The organism is Variovorax sp. P5_A3 (assembly GCF_056400665.1).
Map to the genome: position 1 here is coordinate 274,716 of NZ_JBFUKW010000005.1, position 20,685 is coordinate 295,400.

A 20,685-nucleotide genomic window follows, 5' to 3' on the forward strand; every position below is an offset into this window, starting at 1 on the left:
CTCAGGAACCGAACGCCGGCAATCCGAGGCGCGAATAGGCCGCGTCGGCTTGCTGGCGCAGTCGCGTCGATTCCGGCTGTCCGTTGACTTGTCGCTGCAGGATGCCCTGCGCCGCGGTCAGCGTGGCCTCCGTGCCGCTTCGGATCAGGGCATCGAGATAGACCTGCTCGAACAAATCCCGCTGCGCATGGCTCCCGCCGATCTCGATGAGACGTGGCAGTGCGAGGCCCAGCCCTTCGATCGCGGACGCGTAGTCACCCCGCGCATGCGCGCGCAGCCCGTGCGCGGCGGGAACGCAGACCCGTTGCCATGCGCTTCGGGTGGACAAGGGTGCGCTCGGTGCAAAAGCCTCGATATGGCTCAGCAGCACATCGGCCTCGGGGCGTCCGGCGCGCGCGAGTCCGTAGAGGTATTGCAGATCAAGAAACGGCAGCACGTGGTCGTCGAGCCGTAGCGCCAGATGGTCGGCGAGGTCTTGCCAACGGTCGCCGACATCGATGCCCGCCAGTTCGAATCGCGCGAGCAGCGAGACGGCGCCGATCTGGTCCTGCGAATACGCCTTCACCACGCCCCACACCTGCCGGTCATAGATCTCCAGCGCCTCCACATCGCGCCCAAGATCGATCAGGAAGAGCGCCACGTGCCACCAGTTGTGGGTAACCATGAATGAGTTGAGTCCGACCCACGTGTCGCTCACGCTGCGCATGAACGTCAGCCCTTCGGTCAGCCGCCCTTCGGTGAGCATCACATGGCCCAGCGCATGGTGCGCCCATGGCTCCTTGCGCTCCATGGAGATGGCCCGGCGTGCGCTGGACTCCGCCTCGCGCATCAGATGGCATTGTTCGTAGCCGAAGGCAGCCATGCCGTGCAAGTAAGGCACATCACCCGCGGCCGGCAGCGCGGCCAGTGCCAGCCGAAGCATGCCGGGAAAGTCGCCCGTATTGAAGCAGTGGTACTGGCCGAGTTTGAGAGACGCCAGATCGCGCGGGTGCTCACGCGCCTGCTCCTGGTGCAGCGCGATCGCTCTGGCGATATCGCCGTCCGCCCAGGCTGCGATGGCGGCGATGTAGCGCTGCTCGCGAGACGTGGCGCGCGCAGCCGAGGCTTGCGCGCGTTCGATGAATGGCCGTGCGTTGCCAGCCGCATCGCGCGATTCCGCGAACAGGTGCAAGGTGGCGCAGTACGCCTGCACGATAGGGCTTGGGTCATGCGCGACCGCGAGCACGTCCACCGCGCGGGTCTCGCACGAGATGAAACCCTCGACGAAGGCGTTGACTGCGCCAACGCTCTTAGGGTCGGCTAAGAGCGGATTGCCGAGGCTGTCGGTCAAACGGGCGGCTGAACTCAAAGGCAATTCCTAGACGTGACGCGCAGTCGCTCATGTTGCCATACGGTGGATCGGCCAAGCACTCCATGAAGCGCATTTCTGCCGTCCGTAATCGTATTTGCCAATTGTTCCAGTAGTCTGGGCGAGAGTTTTGAAAAGTCCGACGATGAAGAAGATGCGTCCATGCGCTATCAAGAACGACGAGGCTGCTCCCTTGAAGCGTTCGCGCGATAATTTTTCGGGAGATTTTATCGAGGCCGCCGATATGTTCGGCGAGGCAAAAGAATTTGTTGCGAGACTGCAGTCTGTCCGCGGCTTCGTGCGCCATTTACCTGCTTCAACATGATCATGAATTGAAATGATGCGCTTACAGAAATATAGGCCTTTGCGTCTTTTGGGAAAATAGAATATGTCCAGATGGTTTCGACTGGGTGCGCAAAACCCGAAAACCCCTCACCCAGGAAAAATTGAATTGAAATATGCATGGAATAATTCAACGGAAATTCACGATGCATCGGAATATCCCGAAGAATTCATTCTTCGCTGCTATGACGAAAATGGAAATGTTGCGCCCCGTGCACGCGCCACATGCTGTATCCCTGTTGTGGAGCTTGTGATACGTTCTTACGATAAAGACGGGGAGCCCGTCGATCCCAAGGATGCCGATCACCAGTCGATTATGGTTAGGGGACCAGAGCGCATACCGATTGAACATTTGAAGGGTCGAGGAAAAATACATCCATGAACCGGAATTGTTGTATTGCCGGTCGGCGCCATCCGGTATTGAGGGGGGCTTCCCCTGACGTGTTCAGTCGTTCGTGCGTTGACTGCCAGCGCCGTGCTCGATGACCGCCCGATACTTTCTTGCGCAGGGCGACCGGGCCGGTAGCGCTTGGATCACCGAAGGTCTTCCGAATTTCGCCTGCGCCGGCGCCAGAATCGCCACGATAGGCATGGCGACCTATTGCTCGCAATGCAATACGTTCGGACATGTCTTCCCGGTGGGGGAGCGTCCACGCGGTACAGCTCCCAATGGCCAGCAATGGGCACTGAGCGGCGACCTTAACGTCTGCCTGTGCGGTCAGCAACCCTTTGTTGCCACGCGCATTCTGAGGACAAATGCAGGCACCGACTGCTCCTATCTCAACACCAACAGGCAAAGGGTCTTGGCGCCCGCCCACTTTTACAAGCACAATAACCCGGTCAAAATAGAGCCGGTCGCGCGGATGGAGTATGTATTTGAGAAGAATGACAGGTCCAGGACATACGACACTCAGGTCTATAACGTGACCACACAAGGATATACTTTCCCATTGCGCGCGCCCGCGGGAGATCTCTCGCAATTAACGCAGTGGGTACTGAAGGGGTTGGAAAACCTCCCGCGCCAACAACTCAGGCACATAGGATGGATTAATATAAATCCTGGTCCACGTATCAGTATAAGGCCAAACTTTATCACAGATGCGGTAGCAAGTTTCTTGCGAGATCCCGACCTGCCAAATCCTCTTGTGTGGGGTGGGATTGATATTTTCCCGACGACAAATCAAACTTCGCAGGCGTTTGTCGATGCTGTCCTGCTCCACGAAAGTGCACACCTCTGGAATATGTCATGGCCTCGAGGATGGGAGGAGCAATACGAGGCCACGATCCAAGGTGACCCGGCGCCGTCGGAATACGGGGGGGAAAATATAGATGAGGACTTTGCGGAAACCGCCTCCCTGTACTGGGGATCCTTAGACTCACCCTGCGAGGCTCAAGCGCGTCAGCTTCATGGTCCGCGCTTTACCTTCTTGGACTTCGCGAAAGAGCGAGTTTGATGCATTTTCCAAAGTCCAGTCTATTGGCGTCTTTGACGCCTGATAGTCACTTATTCGGCGTCCCATTTCGCCAGCAAGTCAGGCGGGATTGCCTGGACGACTTCTGCAAAGCGCTTGCCTAGGAGGCGATCGGCCTGTTTGAGCAAGAGGGCGACCGGGCTGCTGGGCTCGCAGAGTTCCAGCCATTCCCTGGCGGCGCGGAGGCTTTCCCGCACCTGTTCGCGTCGCTCGATAGGGGTGGTGTGGCCGGAATCGGTCGCAAGCGCCGTGTGGTGCGGTCGCGATCGTTGTGGGAGTTCGTCAGCACGTGTGCTTGATGAAATCACCGCCGCCTCCGTGGGCCGCGTTTCTTCCGTCTTTGTCGTTGCTGCAGGCGGCGTCCCGGTGGGCGCGTCGGCTGATTCGACTTCGAACAAGTCGATCAATCTCAGTATCACTTGAATATTGGGTGCTTCCGCACCGAGGCTGTCACGGCCCCGTTGGTCGATCTGTCGCAGCAGTGCGGAAGCATTGGCCAAGGCTAAAACGGTCGAGTCTCCCTGGGTTTGCAGATCATGGAGTTGACGCCGCACCGCGTCGAGTGGGAGCGCGTCGGCCAACCGCGGGACAGCAAAGGCGCGTTCCACGTCGCGAACTGTCAGTCGTGACGCGGTATGCGGACAGACCACGATTTCACGCAGGTCCGACAAGAATCCCTCAGGGTCGCACAGGGCTGCCAACGCATTGGCGCGCATTGCCGGATCGTGCTCACCCTCGACAATGAGCTGCGGATGGATCGCTTCGGGATACCGAGCCAGGGTACGTGCAAGCATTTCCAATGCTTCGTGCATGCCGGTAGCTCCGCCCAACCGCGTGCGGCAGCGCATCAGCCAGATCAGCACCGTCAAATCCTTGCTGCGCAAGAGCAGTCGACGGCATTCGCGCTCGATATCATTCCAATCCGGCAGCGCGGGTTTTTCGGTGAAGCTGCCGTACTGCACATCCGCTTGAGGTGCCATGCGAGCGAGCAGCGTCACGTATTCGTTGTCGTATTCGAGGTTGGGGCCGCAGGGGGCGGACTCGGTGATCGGCTCGAGCCAGTGCTCGGGCTGTTGCGGGATCTCGTCCTGTTCGGAGAGGGGGGTTGCGCGGCGTGCTGCTTTCTTGATCTTGCTCAAAGAGCCTCCTGGTCTGGCTTCTGCGGGGTTGCGTGGATATCGTTCTCCGGTTCGTAACTCATGCCTGTCACCGTGTCTCCTGAGATGGCCCTTCCCATCCAGGTGGACCATCCCAGTCTCTCCTCACCGCCCAGCCTCGTTGACGGCGCCTCGTCGCGGCGCAACTCCAGTGCGACTTCCCAGGCGTATTCGTAGCCGACAAAGGCACGCACCCATTCGATCAAGGCCTGGACGTCGCTGCCATCTCGCGCGCTTTGCGGCGTGAAGCGCAGGTACTGGCGCAGGGTCAGCGGGCCGATGGTCAAGCGAAACTTGTGCTGTCGGTCGGCTACCACGTCGCCGACCAACGCACCTTGTCCGAGCATGGACGAGCGGCGCGGCATGCCGATGCGGCAGGCATCAACCGGCTCTATCGCAATCCATTGCAACTGGTATTCGTGCAACTGCACGCCGACGCCGAAATAGCGCGAAAGCGTCGACGCCAGTCCTTCCGGGTTGCGCGCCTGGCGCACGCGGTGCGCGGCGGAAGCCCACCGGGCATGGGGCGGAAGCGCTGCGTGCGGAACGTCATCCACCTCGTCTCCGGCCAGGCGCGCGATGTACGGCGTGAAGGATTCCTCTCCTGGACGGTCCAGACCGGCAGCCGCTTGGGCCTGGGCCCAAGCGCGATAGAGAAGGACCAGATAGCGGTGATGGAACATGTCCAGGAAATCCGCCATCGTGTCGTCGCGCTTGCCCTGGCTGCGCTCCCGCACCCACTCCGTCATGTGGATCGGCAATGGTCCGTTGGGGCCGAGCATGCCAAGGCCGAAGAGGCGGATCGACGGCAACCCGTCGCGCTCCCGGATTTCGGCGATTTCGCGCGGAGCGAAGGCCATCGAGGCCTGCTGCCCGAGCCGGAATGGCTCCTGTTGCGCGCGCTGTGCATGGCCGACAGGAGGCAGATGGGAATGTTGCGCCGCCAGCTCGCGGACGATCGAAATGAATCCGTGGCGCCACGGTTCGCGAGCGGCATCGACCATGGAACTCGTCAGCGTCCGTCCACCTGCCTGTGCCATGGAGTGCTTGGGCGCGTCCACTTTCAAAAGACTCCGCGTGTGCCCATGCGCACAGGCCAGCGTGCGATCTCGCCCCGCTGCATCGACTTCAGCACGGTTTCGGCGAAGACGTTGATTGCCACATGATGGGCAAGGTATTGGTCCAGAACTCGCCCGAACAGATAGGGGCTGGAGCCTGAAAAGCCATCCTCGTCCACAGTCAGCGTGCACTCCACGCCGCGCCCATACACGAGCGGTCCGGAGCCCGGCAACCGGCGGACGACAGGGCGCACCTGCGAGCCGATCAAGCCGTCGATCTGACGCTGGGCGACGTCATCGTCACGGTGGATGATCAGCCGCAGCATGTCACGAAGGGCTCGGGCACCCTCCCGGTGCGGCACATCGGCCAACGGCAGGTGGTTGAAGCCCAGTTGGCGGATCAAGCGCCATGCCAGTTCGCCCTGGGCGAACGCCGGTGTGGGAGCGGAGGGCTGCCGAATCAAGCCGATGCTCGCCACCGGCGCCGAATCCGCCATGCTCAGGTCAGAGACGCCATTGCGCGGTACGAGGCGCGGCAGATCGCGGTTGGTAAGCAATGCCTGCACCGACAGATAGCGCAAGCTTTCCGGATAAGGTGCTTCGTTCTGATCGACCAGTGAGATGAACGCCTCCGAGCCGACGTAGGGCGTGCGCGTTCCGTAGCGGCGCGCCGAGTCTGACACCAGCCGTGGCTCGCGTCGCAGCGAGAAATAGCGGCCGTGGTTGCCCTCGTCGTCACTGAGTGTTTGGTACAGCGGGCGGAAGTTCAACTGCTCGGTGGTGGCCCTTTGCTGCCCACAGGCTTCGCTCACGGAAAAAACCTCGAAGTCGAGTGGGCGCGAGCGGTCCGGCACGAGGTGATATTCGGGCAGGGCTGCGTTCAGTTCGATCCGGTCGGTGCGTCTCTGGAAGAGATTGATGACGGGAGTGCAGAACAGCGCAAACTGCCGGGCGTCGATCAGTCCGTTCAGGCGGCCCGCCGAGCGCGAGAGCAGGATGACGATCTCGGCTTCCGGTCCTTGCACACGAGCCAGTCCTGGCGCCAGATGTTGCAGCGAGAAAAAGTAGAAGCGGCTCGGACAGGCGAAAAACTCGTGCAGGAGATTGTGGCCATGGAGCGTGTTCCATTGCACCGGCAACAGACTCTGATCCGGCGACAGTCCTTCATGTACGAGTGCATCTTCGGTGACCACATGGGGGCGCTCGCCGATGCGGCCCGGCGTACCGGTGAAGGTCGCGATGGCCGACGTGTGCAGCAACTCGAACAGATGCGTGGCCACTTGGTCATCGCCGGCCAGATAGATGGGCAAACGATCTAGGCCTTTGAGGTCGCAGAATCGGGTGTCGCCCTTGGTGCGCAGGCGCAGGCGCAGCGCGCCCGCCACCTGCAAGTTGGCTGGCAAGTGGCGCTCCAGGGCCGGAATGTCGGGTGGAATGCCGGTGAGCTTGGCCTCGATGATGGACAACGGCCAGAGCGTCACGTCCTGGCTGGAGCGAAACTCGCACGAGGTTTCTTCGCCCTCAGGCACCTTGGCGAACATCGCGCTGCCGCGCGGAACGAGAAAGCCGCGCGTCAGGTCGCCTTCGCGTGGATTGGGGTGCAGTTGCGCGACCGCCATCGACGGCGTGGGACTGACGTAGTTGGGATAGATGACTTCCAACAGCCGCTGGGTAAAACGCGGGAATTCAGCATCGAGCTTGATGCGCATGCGAGCCGACATGAAGCAGAAAGCCTCGATCAGGCGTTCCACATAGGGGTCTGCCACCTCTATGCCCTGCATGCCGAGACGGCGCGCGATCTTCGGATGCAGTTGCGCGAATTCGCCGGCCTGCTCCCGCATATAGAGGAGTTCCTGGTTGTAGTAGTCGAGAAGGAGCGGGTCCATGGACGGAAATGTGAGTGAACAGTGATGCCTCGATGAGGCGTGGGGCCTGGCTGTCTTGATGTCTGATCCGAGTCGACTCCATCAGGCCTCGTTGAGGCTCACCTGATTGGTCTCCAGATCCACCGAACTTTGCGCACTGAACTCGACCGGGTACGGCTCCATATGGAGCAGGCCATGGATTTCGAACATGAGCACGTTGTAGTGCCCCCCGGCGTCTCCTTTCGCGACGGGCCTGACGCTCAGAGATTCGGCCAACAAGCGCGGCTCGAAGTTCAGGATGGCGCGGCGGATGGACTTCTGGATGTCCATCCATCGGCGCTCGGATAAATAGCCGCCAGTGGGGGAGGGCACGCCATAGTTGATCGTCGAGGAGATCACCGCGCCATGGCGATCTGAATGCAGCAAGTCGTCCTGGTTGGAGGCGTTGAGCAGAAAGCCCAGGTCACGTCGCACGATGCTGCGCATCCTGTTTCGCGTCGGGGCATAGTCGGCCGGCGCTTCCTTGTGCTCGTGAGGTGCGTCGTCGCACAGTCGATCGAACAGCGTGGGAAGGAACTGGTTGTGCCAGGACCGCAGGACGCTGGAGGCGCGTTTCGACGGCAGGGTGCGCGTACCGGGATGTATCGCGGCGCTGACAGCGGTCGGCGGATCGTCCGCGACGGAGTGGAGGGTGGGATCGTCGGAATTCATGATGAGGGCGATGGGATCCAGGTGTCGGCGTTGAGGGCGCTGTCGGCAGACAACACGTGGTGTTCGCGCCGTGTGAGTACAGGCACTGCACTGCGCTGTTCGCGGAGTTCGTCTGGCGCGAACAGCCGTAGCACTTCCACATGCGGTTCCGGTTCAAGAATGTCATGCTCGCCAAACGGGTCCAATCCGGCCAGTACGGGCCCGATGGCATCGCTCTCGCCAAGGAGGTCATACACGTCATCGCGGTCATGCTCTTCACTCTGGAGTACGTCGAGTGCGTCGACGGGCTCCAGTCGATGGGAATGTCGTGTCTGTGTGGACGCGTAACCATACGGGTCGCGCATCAGTTGCACGTACTCGGCGTGCAATCCGTGCATCAGCTGTAAGTCTGGATCGGGTCCCGGTGTGTTCGCGGCGGTGCCGGAAGGCGGTGGGTGTCCCTGAAGCGCGATGCCGGTGGTGCTTGGATCCAGCAGAGAGGCGACGTCCGCTATGTCGTGCAGAGGCATCGCGTTGCCAATATCCGACGAGCGCCGCGCCACGCCGGCATCGCCGGCCAGCAGGTCCGTCAGCGCGAAATCCGGATACGGATCGACTTGTTGGCTCGCCCGCTTTTCCTCCTGGCTGAATCTCATGCTCGTCCCGGGCACCGGAAGCTCCGCAGAACATCGGTGGTCAATGGGTTGCGCAAGCCGCCGGTGTTGATATCCAGCACCGCGCGGCGCCCATCGAAATCGAACTCGACTGCCGTGTGCCCCAAGCTGGCGCCATCGACCACGCGGCCGCGCTTGATCAGCCGCATCAGGGCCCAAGGCCCGTTGTTCGTCAGGGTGGAGGTATCGCTGCGGCGGATGCTCGGGATGGCCGCCAATTCGGCGATGGTGCCGCCACGCGGGCCCGGCCAGGTGACCGACAGCGTCTGCACAGGACCGTGGACGTAGCGCTGGCTATGGCCGTCCAGATTGATGATGAACTCGGTGATGGAGGGGTCGAGGTACTGCACCTGCATATCCATCTTCAACGCCATGCTTTTCTTGCCGTTGTCGCGAAAGAAGATGTCTCGAATCTGCGCAATGCGCGCAAATGCTTCGGGACTGGGACCTCGCGCGGCCAATAGCTTGAGCAATTCGCCCGTCAGTGTCGGTCCCGTTGTGGCGAGCGTTGCTGCGTTGCCGGCGGTCTCCACGCCAACCATCATGCTGCCGGTCCTTGGCGACTTGTAGCGCCAGGGACGGACACTGGTGTCGACAAAGGGTGCGAGGAACTTGGTGAAGTATTCGTCGGCCGCACCGCCGGCGGCAAACAGGGTGTTGAAGTCATCGATATGGACCTCCTGCGTGCTGTTGGCCACGAACGGATAGCGTCCGGTGATCGCGCGCTTGCAGGGTTCGCTCACTTGCACCGCCATCAGCCCAAGCAATCGGTCCAATTGCGCCCGGGCCTGGACCTTCAGAATGTCTGTCGCGCCTTGCGTCACCTTGTCCGAGCTGTTGGAGGCCAGGCGCGTCAACACTTCCCTGAAGGGAGCCGGCAGCCGGGCTGCTTCCATGCGCATCCGGGTACCAGGATCGGAGCCGGCCGACGGCAGGCTGTTGGTGGCCATGGCAGTGTCGGCTACCGCCATGACGGTGTACATGTCGTTGACCAAGGAGGTGATGGCGTCCAGGGCCGGGCGACCCGCATTGGGTATTTGCCCCTGCGAGGTGGCATCGCGGGCGGCGGCGTGCAGGCTGCTGCGTAGTCCGCCGTTCCACAGCGGTGAACTGCTGCCGGAAGCCGCCATGCTTTCCGATTGGCCTGTCACCACTTCGCGCAATGCGACGAACTGGCTGTCCACCAGTTGTCGCTCCAGACGTGCCCCGGGACGCAGGCCCGCGTTCTTCTTGAGTTGTTCGGCGTGCCTGGCCAGCCGTTCGGAAGCCTTGTCGAAGTAGCTCTTGTCGCTTCCAATTTCGGCGTTTGGATCCAGCGAGCGTGACAGCGTGGTCTCGCGCGCTGCGGCAACTGCCAGCCGCACGAGCGGTGAATCGGGCGCAGCGAACTGACGCACCACATTGAGCTCCTGCGCCAGCGTGGTGCCGGTGGCCGGGGCGATGTCGGCAAGGAAGTCTCTCCACTGCTGCGCGTATTCCGTCAAGTATTGGCCTCGCAGATCCTCCAGCAACGGCGTGATATTCACTGCGCGTGAGACGTCGGCATCGAGGGGTTTTTCCTCCGCTGCGTCCCAGCTGGCATCGCCCATCACCCATGCGTCATCGGCTTGGGACTTGGCGAGCAACTCGGGCATTCGCTTGTCGAACAACTCGCGGTAGCCGTCGTAGGTATAGAGGCCGGGCACGCCGTGGTCGAGAGGCTGGCCTGAGATGCGGGTGAACACCGAGCCGGCTTGCGGTCCGACGATGCGCGGCAGCGTGAAGTCCGGTGGCGCAGCCTGAGCCAAGGCAGCCTTCGCGCGCTCGTACAGGCGAGCGGACGGAGGCGTGCCGCTGAGGAACGCACGGGCGCGCTGAATCAGTCCTTCATTCTTGCGCAGCGGGGATTGCACGACCCGGGTGCCCGAGAACATCAGGTCGATCTGGACCAGGAGCGCAGTCTGCGCGTCGGTCATGCGACTGCCGTCGCCGCTTTGCCAGTCCCGCAGCGCCCAGTCGCGGACTTCCAGGGGATCATGGTGCGTCTGGTCGAACATCATGAGGTAGACGCGCAGCGTCTCGAAGGCGCGGTTGTCATTTCGTTCGACGATGGCTCGCGACAAGGCGTTTTCCATGCGGCGTACGACCTGAGGCAGCAAGGTCTGGTCTTGCAAGTGCGTATAGGTGTCCACGGCGGCATCGACGATCGGCGGCGCGGCGTACAGGCCATAGCCATAGGTGGCAGGCGGGTCTTGCAGGTCCAGGCCGCCGTGCTCTGGCAGTTCCCGGGCGGCGTCAAGCATCTGCGGCGCCTCTTCGAGGCGGAATCGGGCGTACAACTTGTTCACGTGCTCGCCCAGCGCCTGTGTCTTGAAGCTCACGTCAGCAAGGTATTTGCGGTTGTTGCCGTAGCTCAACATCAGCGCCCAACCGAGCCATACGGCGATCGCCAGAACCAGCGCGTGACCCAGCAGGCGCAGTGTCCGTGAGCGGAGCTCCCAACCCAGGGCCGGGCGTACAAGGTGCGCTTCGCGAAACACCAGGTTCGACAGCAGGTCATGCAGAAAGAAGCTGCGATTGCTGACCAGGGTGTTTGCCACGCGCGGCATCGGAGTGCGTGGCAGCATCCGCCGGAGGCGGTACGCCAACGTGGTGGACTCGGCCTCGACCGCGGTGCCGGTTTGCCGGGCGCTGGTGAAATAGATCCCGCGCAGGCTGTGGTTCAGCTCGGTGCGGTCGTATCGGGAGTCGAGGAAGATTTCCTCGACCATCTTGGCCAGCGCAGGAATCACGCCACCGAGTTCAGTGGGCAAGGCATACAGGCGATGACGACGATCCAGGTCGAATTCCTCCTGCAGTCGAACGACCAGTCCGTCCTCCAGGCGTTGCCGCAGCGCCTGAAGTTCCGTCGATACGGCTCGGGCCAAGGGGCTGGGGACCATCTCCTCATCGGGCGCTGGCTGGCGTTTGCTCCGGAACAAGCCTGAAGGCGAGGCATCCCCCTGCCACGGCAGAGTCAGGCCGCAGATCTGTTCGCGGCCCTCGTTGGTCAGTACGCTGAAGTATTCGCCGAAACCCTTGAGCAGGTCGGCCTTGGTGACGATCACGTAGACCGGAAAGCGAACACCCAGCTCGCGTCGCAACTCGGCCAGGCGCGCGCGCAGCGTAGCCGCTTGTGCGGTACGTCCCGCATCGTCGAGGTTGACAAGGTCCGTCAGGCTGATCGTGACCAGCGCGCCATTGATCGGTGCCTTTGGTCGGTACTTGCGCAGCAGGCCGAGGTAGGCGAGCCACTCGACGGCATTCTTGTTGACGGTGCTGCCCGGCGGATCGACCATGCCGTCGCCTTGCTGGGCATAGCGGCCGGCGGTGTCGATCAATACCGCTTCATTGGTGAACCACCAATTGGTGTTGAGGGTGCCGACGTTGGTTGCCAGGGCGACTTGCGCGGACGCCGCGCCCATCTGATTCGCGATGGGAAACTTGCAGCCGGAGTTGAGCAGCGCCGTCGTCTTGCCGGAGCCGGGCACTCCGACGACCATGTACCAGGGCAGTTCGTAGAGGTAGCGTTTTCCATCGATCAACCGTCGCCAACTGCCTGTGGCGGCTGCGCGCGTCTGTCGCAAGCGGGTGACCGCGACCCGCACGATTCCCGACAGCGTCTTGAGTTCCTCGCTCGCGATGGCCTCGGTGCTGGGCTTGTTGCTCGATTTTTCGGGACGCAGCCAGCGATCAAGCAGTTCCCGGTTGGAGCGCAGGGCAGTGAACAGCCGGCGGAGGCCATAGACCATGTAGGCCAGTCCGATCAAAGCGATGAGCACCGTGCGCACCGCGATCGACGCCAATGGCTTCGTGTCGGCGAACGCCAGAAGCGGGCCGGCATGCCAGATCAGCAGGCACAGCGCGGTCACGCCGACAAGCAGCATCGACCAGCGCAACAGCAGACACATCAACGTGGCGAGGAGCAACACGATGGCGCTGACCCGCATTTCCACTGTCTGCAGAGGATGAAGACCGCCGAATGAAAGCAAGGGTCCGAGGAACCAGACCACCAGGGCGCCGATTGACAGCGCGAGCAGCGCCAGGGTGTAGCGCGAGAAGACCGTCCGGAAAAAGGCTGAGAAAAAATCAATCATTGCGAGTCCACGATGATCTCGACGCGGCGGTTGCGCGTGCGTCCTTCGGGGGTGACGTTGTCCGCCGCGGGCTGTGCTTCGCCCATGCCGATCGTCGTGATGCGGCTGGGCTCGACATGGTTCTGCTCCAGGAGCTGTGCCACCGCGTGCGCGCGCTTTTCGGACAGCGCCAGGTTGTTCGGGAATTCGCGCGTGGCGATCGGTGTGTTGTCGGTGTGCCCGACCACCTTGACGGTGCCGCTGACTTCGTTGATGCCGGCGGCGACCTTTTCCAGCAAGGCCGCCATGCTGACGTTGATCTCGGACAGACCCACGCTGTACATATCGTCGCCGGGGAAGGTCACCTTGCTGTGCAGCCCCAGTGCAGTCTCATCGACGTCCACCCGGCCGGCTTCGATTTCGCTGGCCAGGAGTTCCTTCAGGCGCAGTCGTTGCGGCGCCGGCATCAATTTGCCGATGTCGCGAATGCGAGCCTCGATGACTTCGCTCTGGGCCGTCAGGTGATGCTTGTTCCAGACGAGCGCCACGAGAAGGAACAGTCCCAGAACACCGGCGCTCGCCCAAACCGGAATGTTGTGCAGCAAACGCCGTTTGCCCGGCGGCACCTCTTCCCACTGCTGTGACAGTTCGCGGGGCACAGCCTCGTAGGCGCTGACAACCAGGTTGTAGAGTCGGTTGCGGATCGTCTCGATCATGCGCCGACCTTCAATCTGCAGGCGGTAGTGCCCCTGGAAGCCGAGTCCGAGGAGGTGGAGCATCACTTCGAGGACCGGCAGATGCTCTTGCGGATTGCTCGCCAGCCGGCCAATCAACAGGAACACCTTCTTGCCGCCATCGCCTTCTTGATGAAATGTCTGCAGCAGTGCATGGCCTGACCAAGGGCCGGTCGTGACTGCTGTACCCCCACCCCAGGGAGTCAGATTGGCTGTTTCGTCCAAGGCTGTGCAGAGGGCATAGCGCACGGCCAACATATGTTCGCGGCGCAAGTTGCCTTGGTCGCACACGCGGGTGAACGCCTTGACCTCGATTTCCAGCATTTGCCGCAGCATCTCGATGCCGGCTGGCTCAAGTTGTTGCGGCATGTCCGCCACGGCTTGCAGCAACGGGTTCGCTGCAGCCAGAAAAGGATTGCGTGCGGCAAGAACGGCGGTGAGGCGCTCCCCCTGATCGCCCAGCATTCTTGTATTCAGGGTCGCGGCCGCCGCTGGCTCGCCAAACGGGTCGTCAATGGAGCGGCGGGTTGGCTGATGAGGCCGCGGTGGGATTAGGGCGTGGTCGGAAGCTTCCGCTGCCATGCGAGTCTTTCTTGTGTATCGGGGTAGGTCGAACGAGCGCGGCTTCTTCAAGGGGGCAGCATTTTTGCGCCCCGGAATCCGGCGTCTTCTTGAGTCAGCCAACGAAGGATGGCGGCCTCAATTGAATAGTCTCACTCGCGTTTCAGCTATCCAAATATCAGGCAATAAGGCAACTGGCGCGAGCCTTTTGCGAACTATCCATCAATGATTGCGGCAATAAATGTAGCATGGTCGCCATGTTTGAGAGTGCGAAAAATGCCGCATTTTGATCTCCAACTGCAATTCACGATGCTATGTAATTGTTAATGAATATGCCGGTCGTCTGGTAATGGAGGGGTGAATTCATTGACGATCATGTCTAATTTGGCCGAATAATTTTGCTATTGTGAGTAACTGTTAAATACCAAGCGCAGCGGTTGGTTATAACGTTTGCGTGGAGATCCAAATACAATAATCGCAAATAGTTTTTCAATTGCGGTGTGCCCCGTTCGCCTTTATGCATATTTCTCGTCGGGCACTGTTCGGCAAACTTGATTCGACATTGTTTCGTGCGATCGAATCGGCCACCACCCTCGCCAAGGCCCGTGGCAATCCTTATGTCGAGTTGCTCCATTGGCTTTACCAGATCTGGCAGTTGCCGGACAGCGATCTGCATCGAATCTGCCGGCACTTCCGGTTGGAGTCCGCCACCCTGGAGCGAGACTTTGCGGTTGCGTTGGGTGCTTTGCCTGTTGGGTCGAGTGCCATCAGTGACTTCTCCCATCACGTCGAACTTGCGATCCAGCGAGCTTGGGTGCTAGGCACCATTGCCTTTGGTGGCCGCGTGGTGCGCGGAGCTTGGCTGGTGGCTGCTTTGGTGGATTCGACCGAACTCCGCCGGGTCTTGGTGGAGATATCGGCTGAATTTCGGAAGATCCCCGACGAAGGACTCGCCGATGTGCTGCAAGAACTGGTGGATTGCTCCCCCGAAAGCCGGGAGGAGGCGCACGACGGTTCGGCCTCGCTGAAAGTTGCCCCCGCGGGAATCGGTGGTGCGTTGTCTGAAGCGAGCGGCGGCAAGTCGGCCCTGGCCAAGTACTGCACCGATCTCACCGAGCGCGCCCGCGCGGGTGAAATAGATGTCGTCGTTGGTCGCGAGCATGAGGTTCGCACCATGGTCGACATTCTGTTGCGACGGCGGCAGAACAATCCATTGATCACTGGCGAGGCGGGCGTGGGCAAGACGGCGTTGGTCGAAGGACTCGCCTTGGCCATCGCGCAAGGGGCGGTTCCATCGGCGTTGCGTGAAGTTCGATTGCTCAGCCTGGATCTGGGTGCCTTGCTGGCCGGCGCCAGCATGCGTGGCGAGTTCGAGTCGCGCCTGAAGGCCTTGCTCGAAGAGGCGGTCCAATCGTCGCAGCCCGTCATCCTGTTTGTCGATGAGGTCCACACCCTAATCGGCGCCGGTGGCCAAGCCGGTACTGGCGACGCAGCCAATCTCCTCAAGCCGGCGCTTGCGCGGGGCACGCTGCGAACGATTGGCGCCACCACCTGGCGCGAATACAAGCGCCACATCGAAAAGGATCCGGCTCTGATTCGACGCTTTCAGGTCTTGCAGGTGCTCGAACCGGAAGAGGCTGTCGCGGTCCAGATGGTGCGTGGCTTGGTTCCCGCATTCACCAGGCACCACGAAGTGACGGTGTTGGACGAGGCGGTTCGGGCCGCCGTCGTGCTCTCCCACCGCTACATCCCCGCGCGGCAATTGCCCGACAAGGCCATCAGTCTGCTCGATACGGCTTGTGCGCGCGTGGCGATGCTCTTGAATATGCCGCCGCCTGTCGTTGCTCAATTGCGCCAGCGCATATCGGCGCTGGAGGGAGAGCTCGGCTTGCTGACCGAGGAGCGCTTCATTGTCCTGGGCAGCGAGGTGCGCGCCGAACGCGAAGCCGCCACCCGTCTCGAGCTTGAGAGCGTGCGTGCTGAACTGAACGCGCAGGAATCTCGCTGGCAGGAGGAGCAGAACATGGTTCGCGCGATCCGGGATCTGCGAGCGAAGATGGCGGCAGACGAGGCGGGCGCTGCTGCCGGTATTTCAGATGAATGCTGGAACGAGCTCAGCGCACTGGAGGCCGCCCTGAAGCAGGTGCAGGGCGATGTGCCTTGGATCCATCCCCAGGTCGATGAAGCCGTGGTTGCGTCGATCATTGCCGACTGGACCGGCATTCCGGCCGGCCGCATGGTGCAGGACGAAGTGTCCAGGGTCACGGGGTTGCAGGCGCAGTTGGAGCGTCGCGTGATAGGTCAATCCGCCGCGCTGGCGGCGCTGGTCGAGCGAGTCAAGACCGCGCGGGCGCGCCTGACAGATCCCGGCAAGCCCATCGGAACTTTTCTGTTGGTCGGTCCGTCCGGCGTGGGCAAGACCGAAACGGCGCTCGCGCTGGCGGAGGCGCTGTATGGCGGCGAGCAGAACCTCATCACCATCAACATGAGCGAATTTCAGGAGGCCCACACGGTCTCCACGCTCAAGGGGGCGCCGCCGGGCTATGTGGGATACGGCGAGGGCGGAGTGCTCACCGAAGCCGTGCGCCGTCGTCCATACAGCGTCATCCTTCTTGACGAAGTCGAGAAGGCGCACCCGGATGTGCATGAGCTCTTCTATCAGGTCTTCGACAAGGGCTGCATGGAGGACGGAGAGGGTCGTGTCATTGACTTCAAGAACACCCTGATCCTGCTGACCAGCAACGCGGGCTCCGATCTGGTTGCCCGCTTGTGCGACGACCCCAGCCACATGCCTGAGCCGCAAGCGCTGCGCTCGGCCTTGTCGCCCGAACTGCGCAAGGTGTTCCCGGTTGCCTTCATCGGGCGGCTTTCGATCGTGCCTTACCTCCCGTTGAGCCAGGCGGTGCTGGGCGACATTGTCGTGTTGCAAATGCGCCGTGTGGCCGAGCGCATGCAGGTGCAACACGGTATTGCGCTTTCATATGACGACGGAGTGGTCCGCCACATTGTCGAGCGCTGCGGCACGCATGAAACCGGGGCGCGCCTATTGGCTGGATTCATCGAACAACACGTGTTGCCGCCCCTTGCGGACATTTGGCTGCGCGCCATGCAGGGCGATGTCGTGCGTTCCGTCACGATCGGCGTTGACGCCGTCCAGGCCGCCGACCCGCTGGCCATCGAGGTTGGCGGCCTGGTCTATCTCACGCAATGACCTTGCGTGGCTCCTGTTCGCTCCTTCCCCCATCACTTACCCATCAATCCATCCGTCGAGGAGTTAGTAATTCATGTCTCGAATATCCAACCTGTCCCACATGCCCAACATAAGCGGACAGAAGTTCATTGCCCGCAACCGGGCGCCGCGTGTGCAGATCGAGTACGACGTGGAGATCTACGGGTCCGAGAAGAAGGTCGAGTTGCCGTTCGTCATGGGCGTACTTGCCGATCTCTCGGGCAGCCCGGCGCACGAGCTGCCACCGGTGACGGACCGCAAGTTTCTCGAGATCGACGTGGACAACTTCGATGAGCGCATGAAGGCCATCCAGCCGCGCGTCGCCTTCGCGGTGCCCAACACCTTGACAGAAGAAGGCCACGTCATGGTCGACCTCACTTTTGAGGGCATGGACGACTTCTCGCCCGCGGCTGTGGCACGCAAAGTCGATGCATTGTCGAAGCTGCTCGATGCCCGCATCCAACTGGCCAACCTTCAGACCTATATGGATGGCAAGCTAGGTGCCGAAGACCTTGTGCGCAAGTTGCTGCAAGACAAGGCACTGCTCAAGTCACTGGCAGCCAGTCCCAAGCCCAAGGCCGAGAGTTCCCAGGAAGCCGCGACGAAGAAGTGACCGACCACTATGGCAGCCACCCAAAACACCGCTGAGGCCTTTGCGGCCGAGACCCAAAGACCGTCCGACGCAGACGCCTTCAACAACCTGCTGGACCGCGAATTCAAGCCCGCCGGCAGCGAGCAGCGCGAGGCCGTCGAATCGGCCGTGCGCACCCTTGCCGAGCAGGCACTCATCAATACTGCCACGGTGAGCGACGATGCCTACGCAAGCATCGAGGCCATCATCGCGGAGATCGACCGCAAGCTCTCCGAGCAGATCAATCTCATCATGCATCACGAGGACTTCCAGAAGGTCGAATCGGCGTGGCGCGGACTGCATCACCTGGTGTTCAACACCGAGACCGACGAGCAACTGAAGATCCGCTTCATGGACATCTCGAAGGTCGAACTGCGCCGAAGCATGCGCCGATACAAGGGAATCGCATGGGACCAAAGCCCTCTGTTCAAGCGCTTGTACGAGGAGGAGTATGGCCAGTTGGGGGGAGAGCCCTATGGGGCGCTGGTAGCCGACTACTACTTCGACCACACACCGCCGGACGTGGAACTGCTCGGCGCAATGGCCAAGCTCAGCGCAGCGACGCATGCGCCCTTCATTGCCGGCGCGGCGCCTTCAGTCCTGCAAATGGAATCCTGGCAGGAACTGGCAAATCCGCGCGACCTGACCAAGATCACCTCGAACCTTGACCATGCCCCATGGAACATGCTGCGCAATACCGAAGATGCGCGATATGTCGGTCTGGCCATGCCACGCTTCCTTGCGCGACTGCCCTATGGCGTCAAGACCAATCCCGTCGACGAATTCGACTTTGAAGAAGAGACTGACGGTGCCACCCATCAGAAGTACACCTGGGCCAACGCGGCCTACGCGATGGCGGTCAATATCAATCGTTCGTTCAAGCACTTCGGCTGGTGCACGATGATCCGCGGTGTCGAGTCGGGCGGCACAGTCGAAGATCTACCGGCCCATAGCTTCCCGACTGATGACGGCGGCTTCGACATGAAGTGTCCGACCGAGATCGCCATTTCCGACCGGCGCGAGGCCGAATTGGCCAAGGCCGGCTTCATCCCACTGGTGCACCGCAAGAACAGCGACCATGCAACCTTCATAGGTGCGCAGTCGCTGCAAAAGCCGCAGGAATACGCTGACCCAGAGGCTACGGCCAACGCCAACCTTTCCGCTCGCTTGCCGTATCTGTTCGCCAGTACACGTTTCGCGCACTATTTGAAGTGCATCGTGCGCGACAAGATCGGTTCGTTCAAGGAGCGCCAAGACATGCAGCGCTGGCTCAATGGGTGGATCATGAACTACGTCGATGCCGATCCGGCCAACTCATCGCAGGAAACCAAGGCGCGCCGGCCGCTGGCCGCCGCCGAAGTCGTGGTCGAGGACATGGACGGCAGCCCGGGCCACTACAGCGCCAAGTTCTTCCTGCGCCCTCACTTCCAGCTTGAAGGCTTGACGGTGTCCTTGCGCCTCGTCGCCAAGTTGCCTTCGGTCAAGCAGGCTGCCTGAACAGTTTCTTTTTCATTTCTTTCAACGCCTTAACTTAGGAGAAAACTCAATGGCGCACGATGTATTCCTCAAACTCGATGGCATCACTGGCGAGAGCCAGGACAAGACTCATCGCGGTGAGATCGAAGTCCTGAACTGGACGTGGTCGGTTGCCCAGGAATCGACCATGCACACTGGATCCGGTGGCGGCACCGGCAAGGCGACGGTTGAAGACCTCGTGTTCGAGCACTACGTGGATCGATCGAGCCCCACCTTGATGCAGAAGTGCCTGACCGGCACGCACATTCCCGAAGCCAAGCTGACGGTCCGCAAAGCCGGTGGCAACCCGCTCGCTTATCTGACGCTGACCATGACCAAAGTTCTCGTGACCATGGTCAATCCCACAAGTCACGCGGACGACGACATCAAAGTGCGCGAGCGCGTCGCCTTGTCCTTCGCCAAGGTCACTTCCGAATACACCGTTCAAAACGGGGACGGTGGTTCGGGCGGCACTGTGTCGGCGAGTTACGACATCCAGATGAATCACGCACCCTGACGTAGCCGGGCGGGGCTCAGGCCCCGCCGCCCGAGCGTTCGCACGTCAAACATGTTTCACCGTATAGCCCTGGGCGTGGCCTTGCTATTGGGGGGGTGCAGCCTGATTGCGCCCAGCCCGCGGGCGCAGAGTGGGCAGCCCAAGATGGAACTGCTTGTGCAGGCCTCTGAGGGACTGAATCCCAATGCGGAGGGGCGCCCCGCGCCCATCCTTCTGCGCATCTACGAACTGCGCGCCCCGCGCGTCTTCAACGAGGCTGACTTCTTCGCACTCTCGGACACCGACCGTGCGACATTGGGCGCTGACCTGATCGGCGTAGACCAGGTCGTCCTGCGTCCAGGCGAGCGTTACAACATCAGTCGCAGCGCAAATCCGGAAACCCGCGTGATCGGAGTATTCGCGGGGTACCGCGACCTGCCGCACTCGATCTGGCGCGCAGTCCACCTGTTTCCCCCGTCCTCCGAAGCGCGCTGGTATCACACCTTCCTTTCCAACCAAAGTGTCGATCTGCAAATAGACCTGCAGCCCAACTCGATACTCGTCACCGACCGTCGCAAAGGGGGACGCGACATGCAACCTGAAAATCCTCCTGTCGGCGCCACCACATCGGGCAACGACTTCGTGCCCGCCACTCCTGCCCCCAACGGCCTCGATGACACGCAATCGCTTGCGTCCGCGCATCAGCCGAAGTTGATCCAGTTGCTGCCGGAAAGTCCAGCTTCGGGCGAAGGCGCGAAGCGCCGGCCTGTCAGCAGGAAGAGTCGATAGCGAACTCCCCACATTGACTTCACACCGCAA

General features: G+C 61.5%; 16 protein-coding genes. 8 read left to right on the forward strand and 8 right to left on the reverse strand.

The window, feature by feature from the left end:
• Window position 1 precedes the first annotated feature (1 nt).
• Window positions 2-1,354 carry a tetratricopeptide repeat protein gene (locus tag AC1D3B_RS10690; RefSeq protein WP_478190630.1) on the reverse strand — a complete coding sequence of 451 codons (1,353 nt, stop codon included), beginning with the start codon at window positions 1,352-1,354 and terminating at the stop codon, window positions 2-4.
• A 139-nt stretch (window positions 1,355-1,493) separates the two neighbouring features.
• Between AC1D3B_RS10690 and AC1D3B_RS10695 the strand changes: the two genes are divergently transcribed.
• From AC1D3B_RS10695 to AC1D3B_RS10705, 3 genes are all read left to right on the forward strand, one after another.
• Complete coding sequence (locus AC1D3B_RS10695) at window positions 1,494-1,673, forward strand: hypothetical protein (RefSeq protein WP_478190631.1); 180 nt, start codon at window positions 1,494-1,496, stop codon at window positions 1,671-1,673.
• A 63-nt stretch (window positions 1,674-1,736) separates the two neighbouring features.
• Entirely contained in the window at window positions 1,737-2,072 is a 336-nt protein-coding gene (locus AC1D3B_RS10700) for a hypothetical protein (protein ID WP_478190632.1), read from the forward strand.
• Between the two features lie 100 nt (window positions 2,073-2,172).
• Complete coding sequence (locus tag AC1D3B_RS10705; protein ID WP_478190633.1) at window positions 2,173-3,144, forward strand: PAAR domain-containing protein; 972 nt, start codon at window positions 2,173-2,175, stop codon at window positions 3,142-3,144.
• 50 nt (window positions 3,145-3,194) lie between these two features.
• On the opposite strand, the gene AC1D3B_RS10710 is transcribed toward AC1D3B_RS10705, so the two are convergent.
• The 7 genes from AC1D3B_RS10710 to tssL all read right to left on the reverse strand — a co-directional run bounded on the left by AC1D3B_RS10710 (window position 3,195) and on the right by tssL (window position 13,899).
• Window positions 3,195-4,301 (reverse strand): type VI secretion system protein TssA, encoded by a 1,107-nt coding sequence (locus tag AC1D3B_RS10710; RefSeq protein WP_478190634.1) that lies wholly within the window; start codon window positions 4,299-4,301, stop codon window positions 3,195-3,197.
• Window positions 4,298-5,380 carry a type VI secretion system baseplate subunit TssG gene (gene tssG / locus AC1D3B_RS10715; protein WP_478190635.1) on the reverse strand — a complete coding sequence of 361 codons (1,083 nt, stop codon included), beginning with the start codon at window positions 5,378-5,380 and terminating at the stop codon, window positions 4,298-4,300. Before tssG ends, AC1D3B_RS10710 begins: the two co-directional genes overlap by 4 nt.
• Window positions 5,381-5,382: 2 nt before the next feature.
• Entirely contained in the window at window positions 5,383-7,263 is a 1,881-nt protein-coding gene (gene tssF / locus AC1D3B_RS10720; RefSeq protein ID WP_478190636.1) for a type VI secretion system baseplate subunit TssF, read from the reverse strand.
• Between the two features lie 81 nt (window positions 7,264-7,344).
• Complete coding sequence (tssE, locus tag AC1D3B_RS10725) at window positions 7,345-7,953, reverse strand: type VI secretion system baseplate subunit TssE (protein ID WP_478190637.1); 609 nt, start codon at window positions 7,951-7,953, stop codon at window positions 7,345-7,347.
• On the reverse strand, window positions 7,950-8,588 hold the full coding sequence (locus AC1D3B_RS10730) for a TagK domain-containing protein (RefSeq protein WP_478190638.1): 639 nt from the start codon (window positions 8,586-8,588) through the stop codon (window positions 7,950-7,952). Before AC1D3B_RS10730 ends, tssE begins: the two co-directional genes overlap by 4 nt.
• Complete coding sequence (tssM, locus tag AC1D3B_RS10735; RefSeq protein ID WP_478190639.1) at window positions 8,585-12,721, reverse strand: type VI secretion system membrane subunit TssM; 4,137 nt, start codon at window positions 12,719-12,721, stop codon at window positions 8,585-8,587. The genes AC1D3B_RS10730 and tssM overlap by 4 nt, the downstream gene beginning before the upstream one ends.
• Window positions 12,718-13,899: a type VI secretion system protein TssL, long form gene (gene tssL / locus AC1D3B_RS10740; RefSeq protein WP_478190640.1), complete on the reverse strand. Its 1,182-nt coding sequence runs from the start codon at window positions 13,897-13,899 to the stop codon at window positions 12,718-12,720. The genes tssM and tssL overlap by 4 nt, the downstream gene beginning before the upstream one ends.
• A 613-nt stretch (window positions 13,900-14,512) precedes the next feature.
• Here tssL and tssH point away from each other — a divergent pair.
• The 5 genes from tssH (at window position 14,513) to tssJ (ending at window position 20,655) form a co-directional block, all read left to right on the forward strand.
• Window positions 14,513-17,206: a type VI secretion system ATPase TssH gene (gene tssH / locus AC1D3B_RS10745; protein WP_478190641.1), complete on the forward strand. Its 2,694-nt coding sequence runs from the start codon at window positions 14,513-14,515 to the stop codon at window positions 17,204-17,206.
• A 73-nt stretch (window positions 17,207-17,279) separates the two neighbouring features.
• On the forward strand, window positions 17,280-17,837 hold the full coding sequence (gene tssB / locus AC1D3B_RS10750; protein ID WP_478190642.1) for a type VI secretion system contractile sheath small subunit: 558 nt from the start codon (window positions 17,280-17,282) through the stop codon (window positions 17,835-17,837).
• A 9-nt stretch (window positions 17,838-17,846) separates the two neighbouring features.
• Complete coding sequence (gene tssC, locus AC1D3B_RS10755; protein WP_478190643.1) at window positions 17,847-19,352, forward strand: type VI secretion system contractile sheath large subunit; 1,506 nt, start codon at window positions 17,847-17,849, stop codon at window positions 19,350-19,352.
• 49 nt (window positions 19,353-19,401) lie between these two features.
• Entirely contained in the window at window positions 19,402-19,887 is a 486-nt protein-coding gene (locus AC1D3B_RS10760) for an Hcp family type VI secretion system effector (protein WP_478190644.1), read from the forward strand.
• A 51-nt stretch (window positions 19,888-19,938) separates the two neighbouring features.
• Window positions 19,939-20,655 (forward strand): type VI secretion system lipoprotein TssJ, encoded by a 717-nt coding sequence (gene tssJ / locus AC1D3B_RS10765; RefSeq protein WP_478190645.1) that lies wholly within the window; start codon window positions 19,939-19,941, stop codon window positions 20,653-20,655.
• Window positions 20,656-20,685: the final 30 nt, after the last annotated feature.

Bases quoted from the DNA above. Each gene is read 5' to 3' on its own strand.
- AC1D3B_RS10695 (WP_478190631.1), top strand. From the start codon at position 1,494: ATGAAGAAGATGCGTCCATGCGCTATCAAGAACGACGAGGCTGCTCCC.
- AC1D3B_RS10700 (WP_478190632.1), top strand. From the start codon at position 1,737: ATGTCCAGATGGTTTCGACTGGGTGCGCAAAACCCGAAAACCCCTCAC.
- AC1D3B_RS10705 (WP_478190633.1), top strand. From the start codon at position 2,173: ATGACCGCCCGATACTTTCTTGCGCAGGGCGACCGGGCCGGTAGCGCT.
- tssF (WP_478190636.1), bottom strand. From the start codon at position 7,263: ATGGACCCGCTCCTTCTCGACTACTACAACCAGGAACTCCTCTATATG.
- tssE (WP_478190637.1), bottom strand. From the start codon at position 7,953: ATGAATTCCGACGATCCCACCCTCCACTCCGTCGCGGACGATCCGCCG.
- AC1D3B_RS10730 (WP_478190638.1), bottom strand. From the start codon at position 8,588: ATGAGATTCAGCCAGGAGGAAAAGCGGGCGAGCCAACAAGTCGATCCG.
- tssM (WP_478190639.1), bottom strand. From the start codon at position 12,721: ATGATTGATTTTTTCTCAGCCTTTTTCCGGACGGTCTTCTCGCGCTAC.
- tssL (WP_478190640.1), bottom strand. From the start codon at position 13,899: ATGCTGGGCGATCAGGGGGAGCGCCTCACCGCCGTTCTTGCCGCACGC.
- tssH (WP_478190641.1), top strand. From the start codon at position 14,513: ATGCATATTTCTCGTCGGGCACTGTTCGGCAAACTTGATTCGACATTG.
- tssB (WP_478190642.1), top strand. From the start codon at position 17,280: ATGTCTCGAATATCCAACCTGTCCCACATGCCCAACATAAGCGGACAG.
- tssC (WP_478190643.1), top strand. From the start codon at position 17,847: ATGGCAGCCACCCAAAACACCGCTGAGGCCTTTGCGGCCGAGACCCAA.
- AC1D3B_RS10760 (WP_478190644.1), top strand. From the start codon at position 19,402: ATGGCGCACGATGTATTCCTCAAACTCGATGGCATCACTGGCGAGAGC.
- tssJ (WP_478190645.1), top strand. From the start codon at position 19,939: ATGTTTCACCGTATAGCCCTGGGCGTGGCCTTGCTATTGGGGGGGTGC.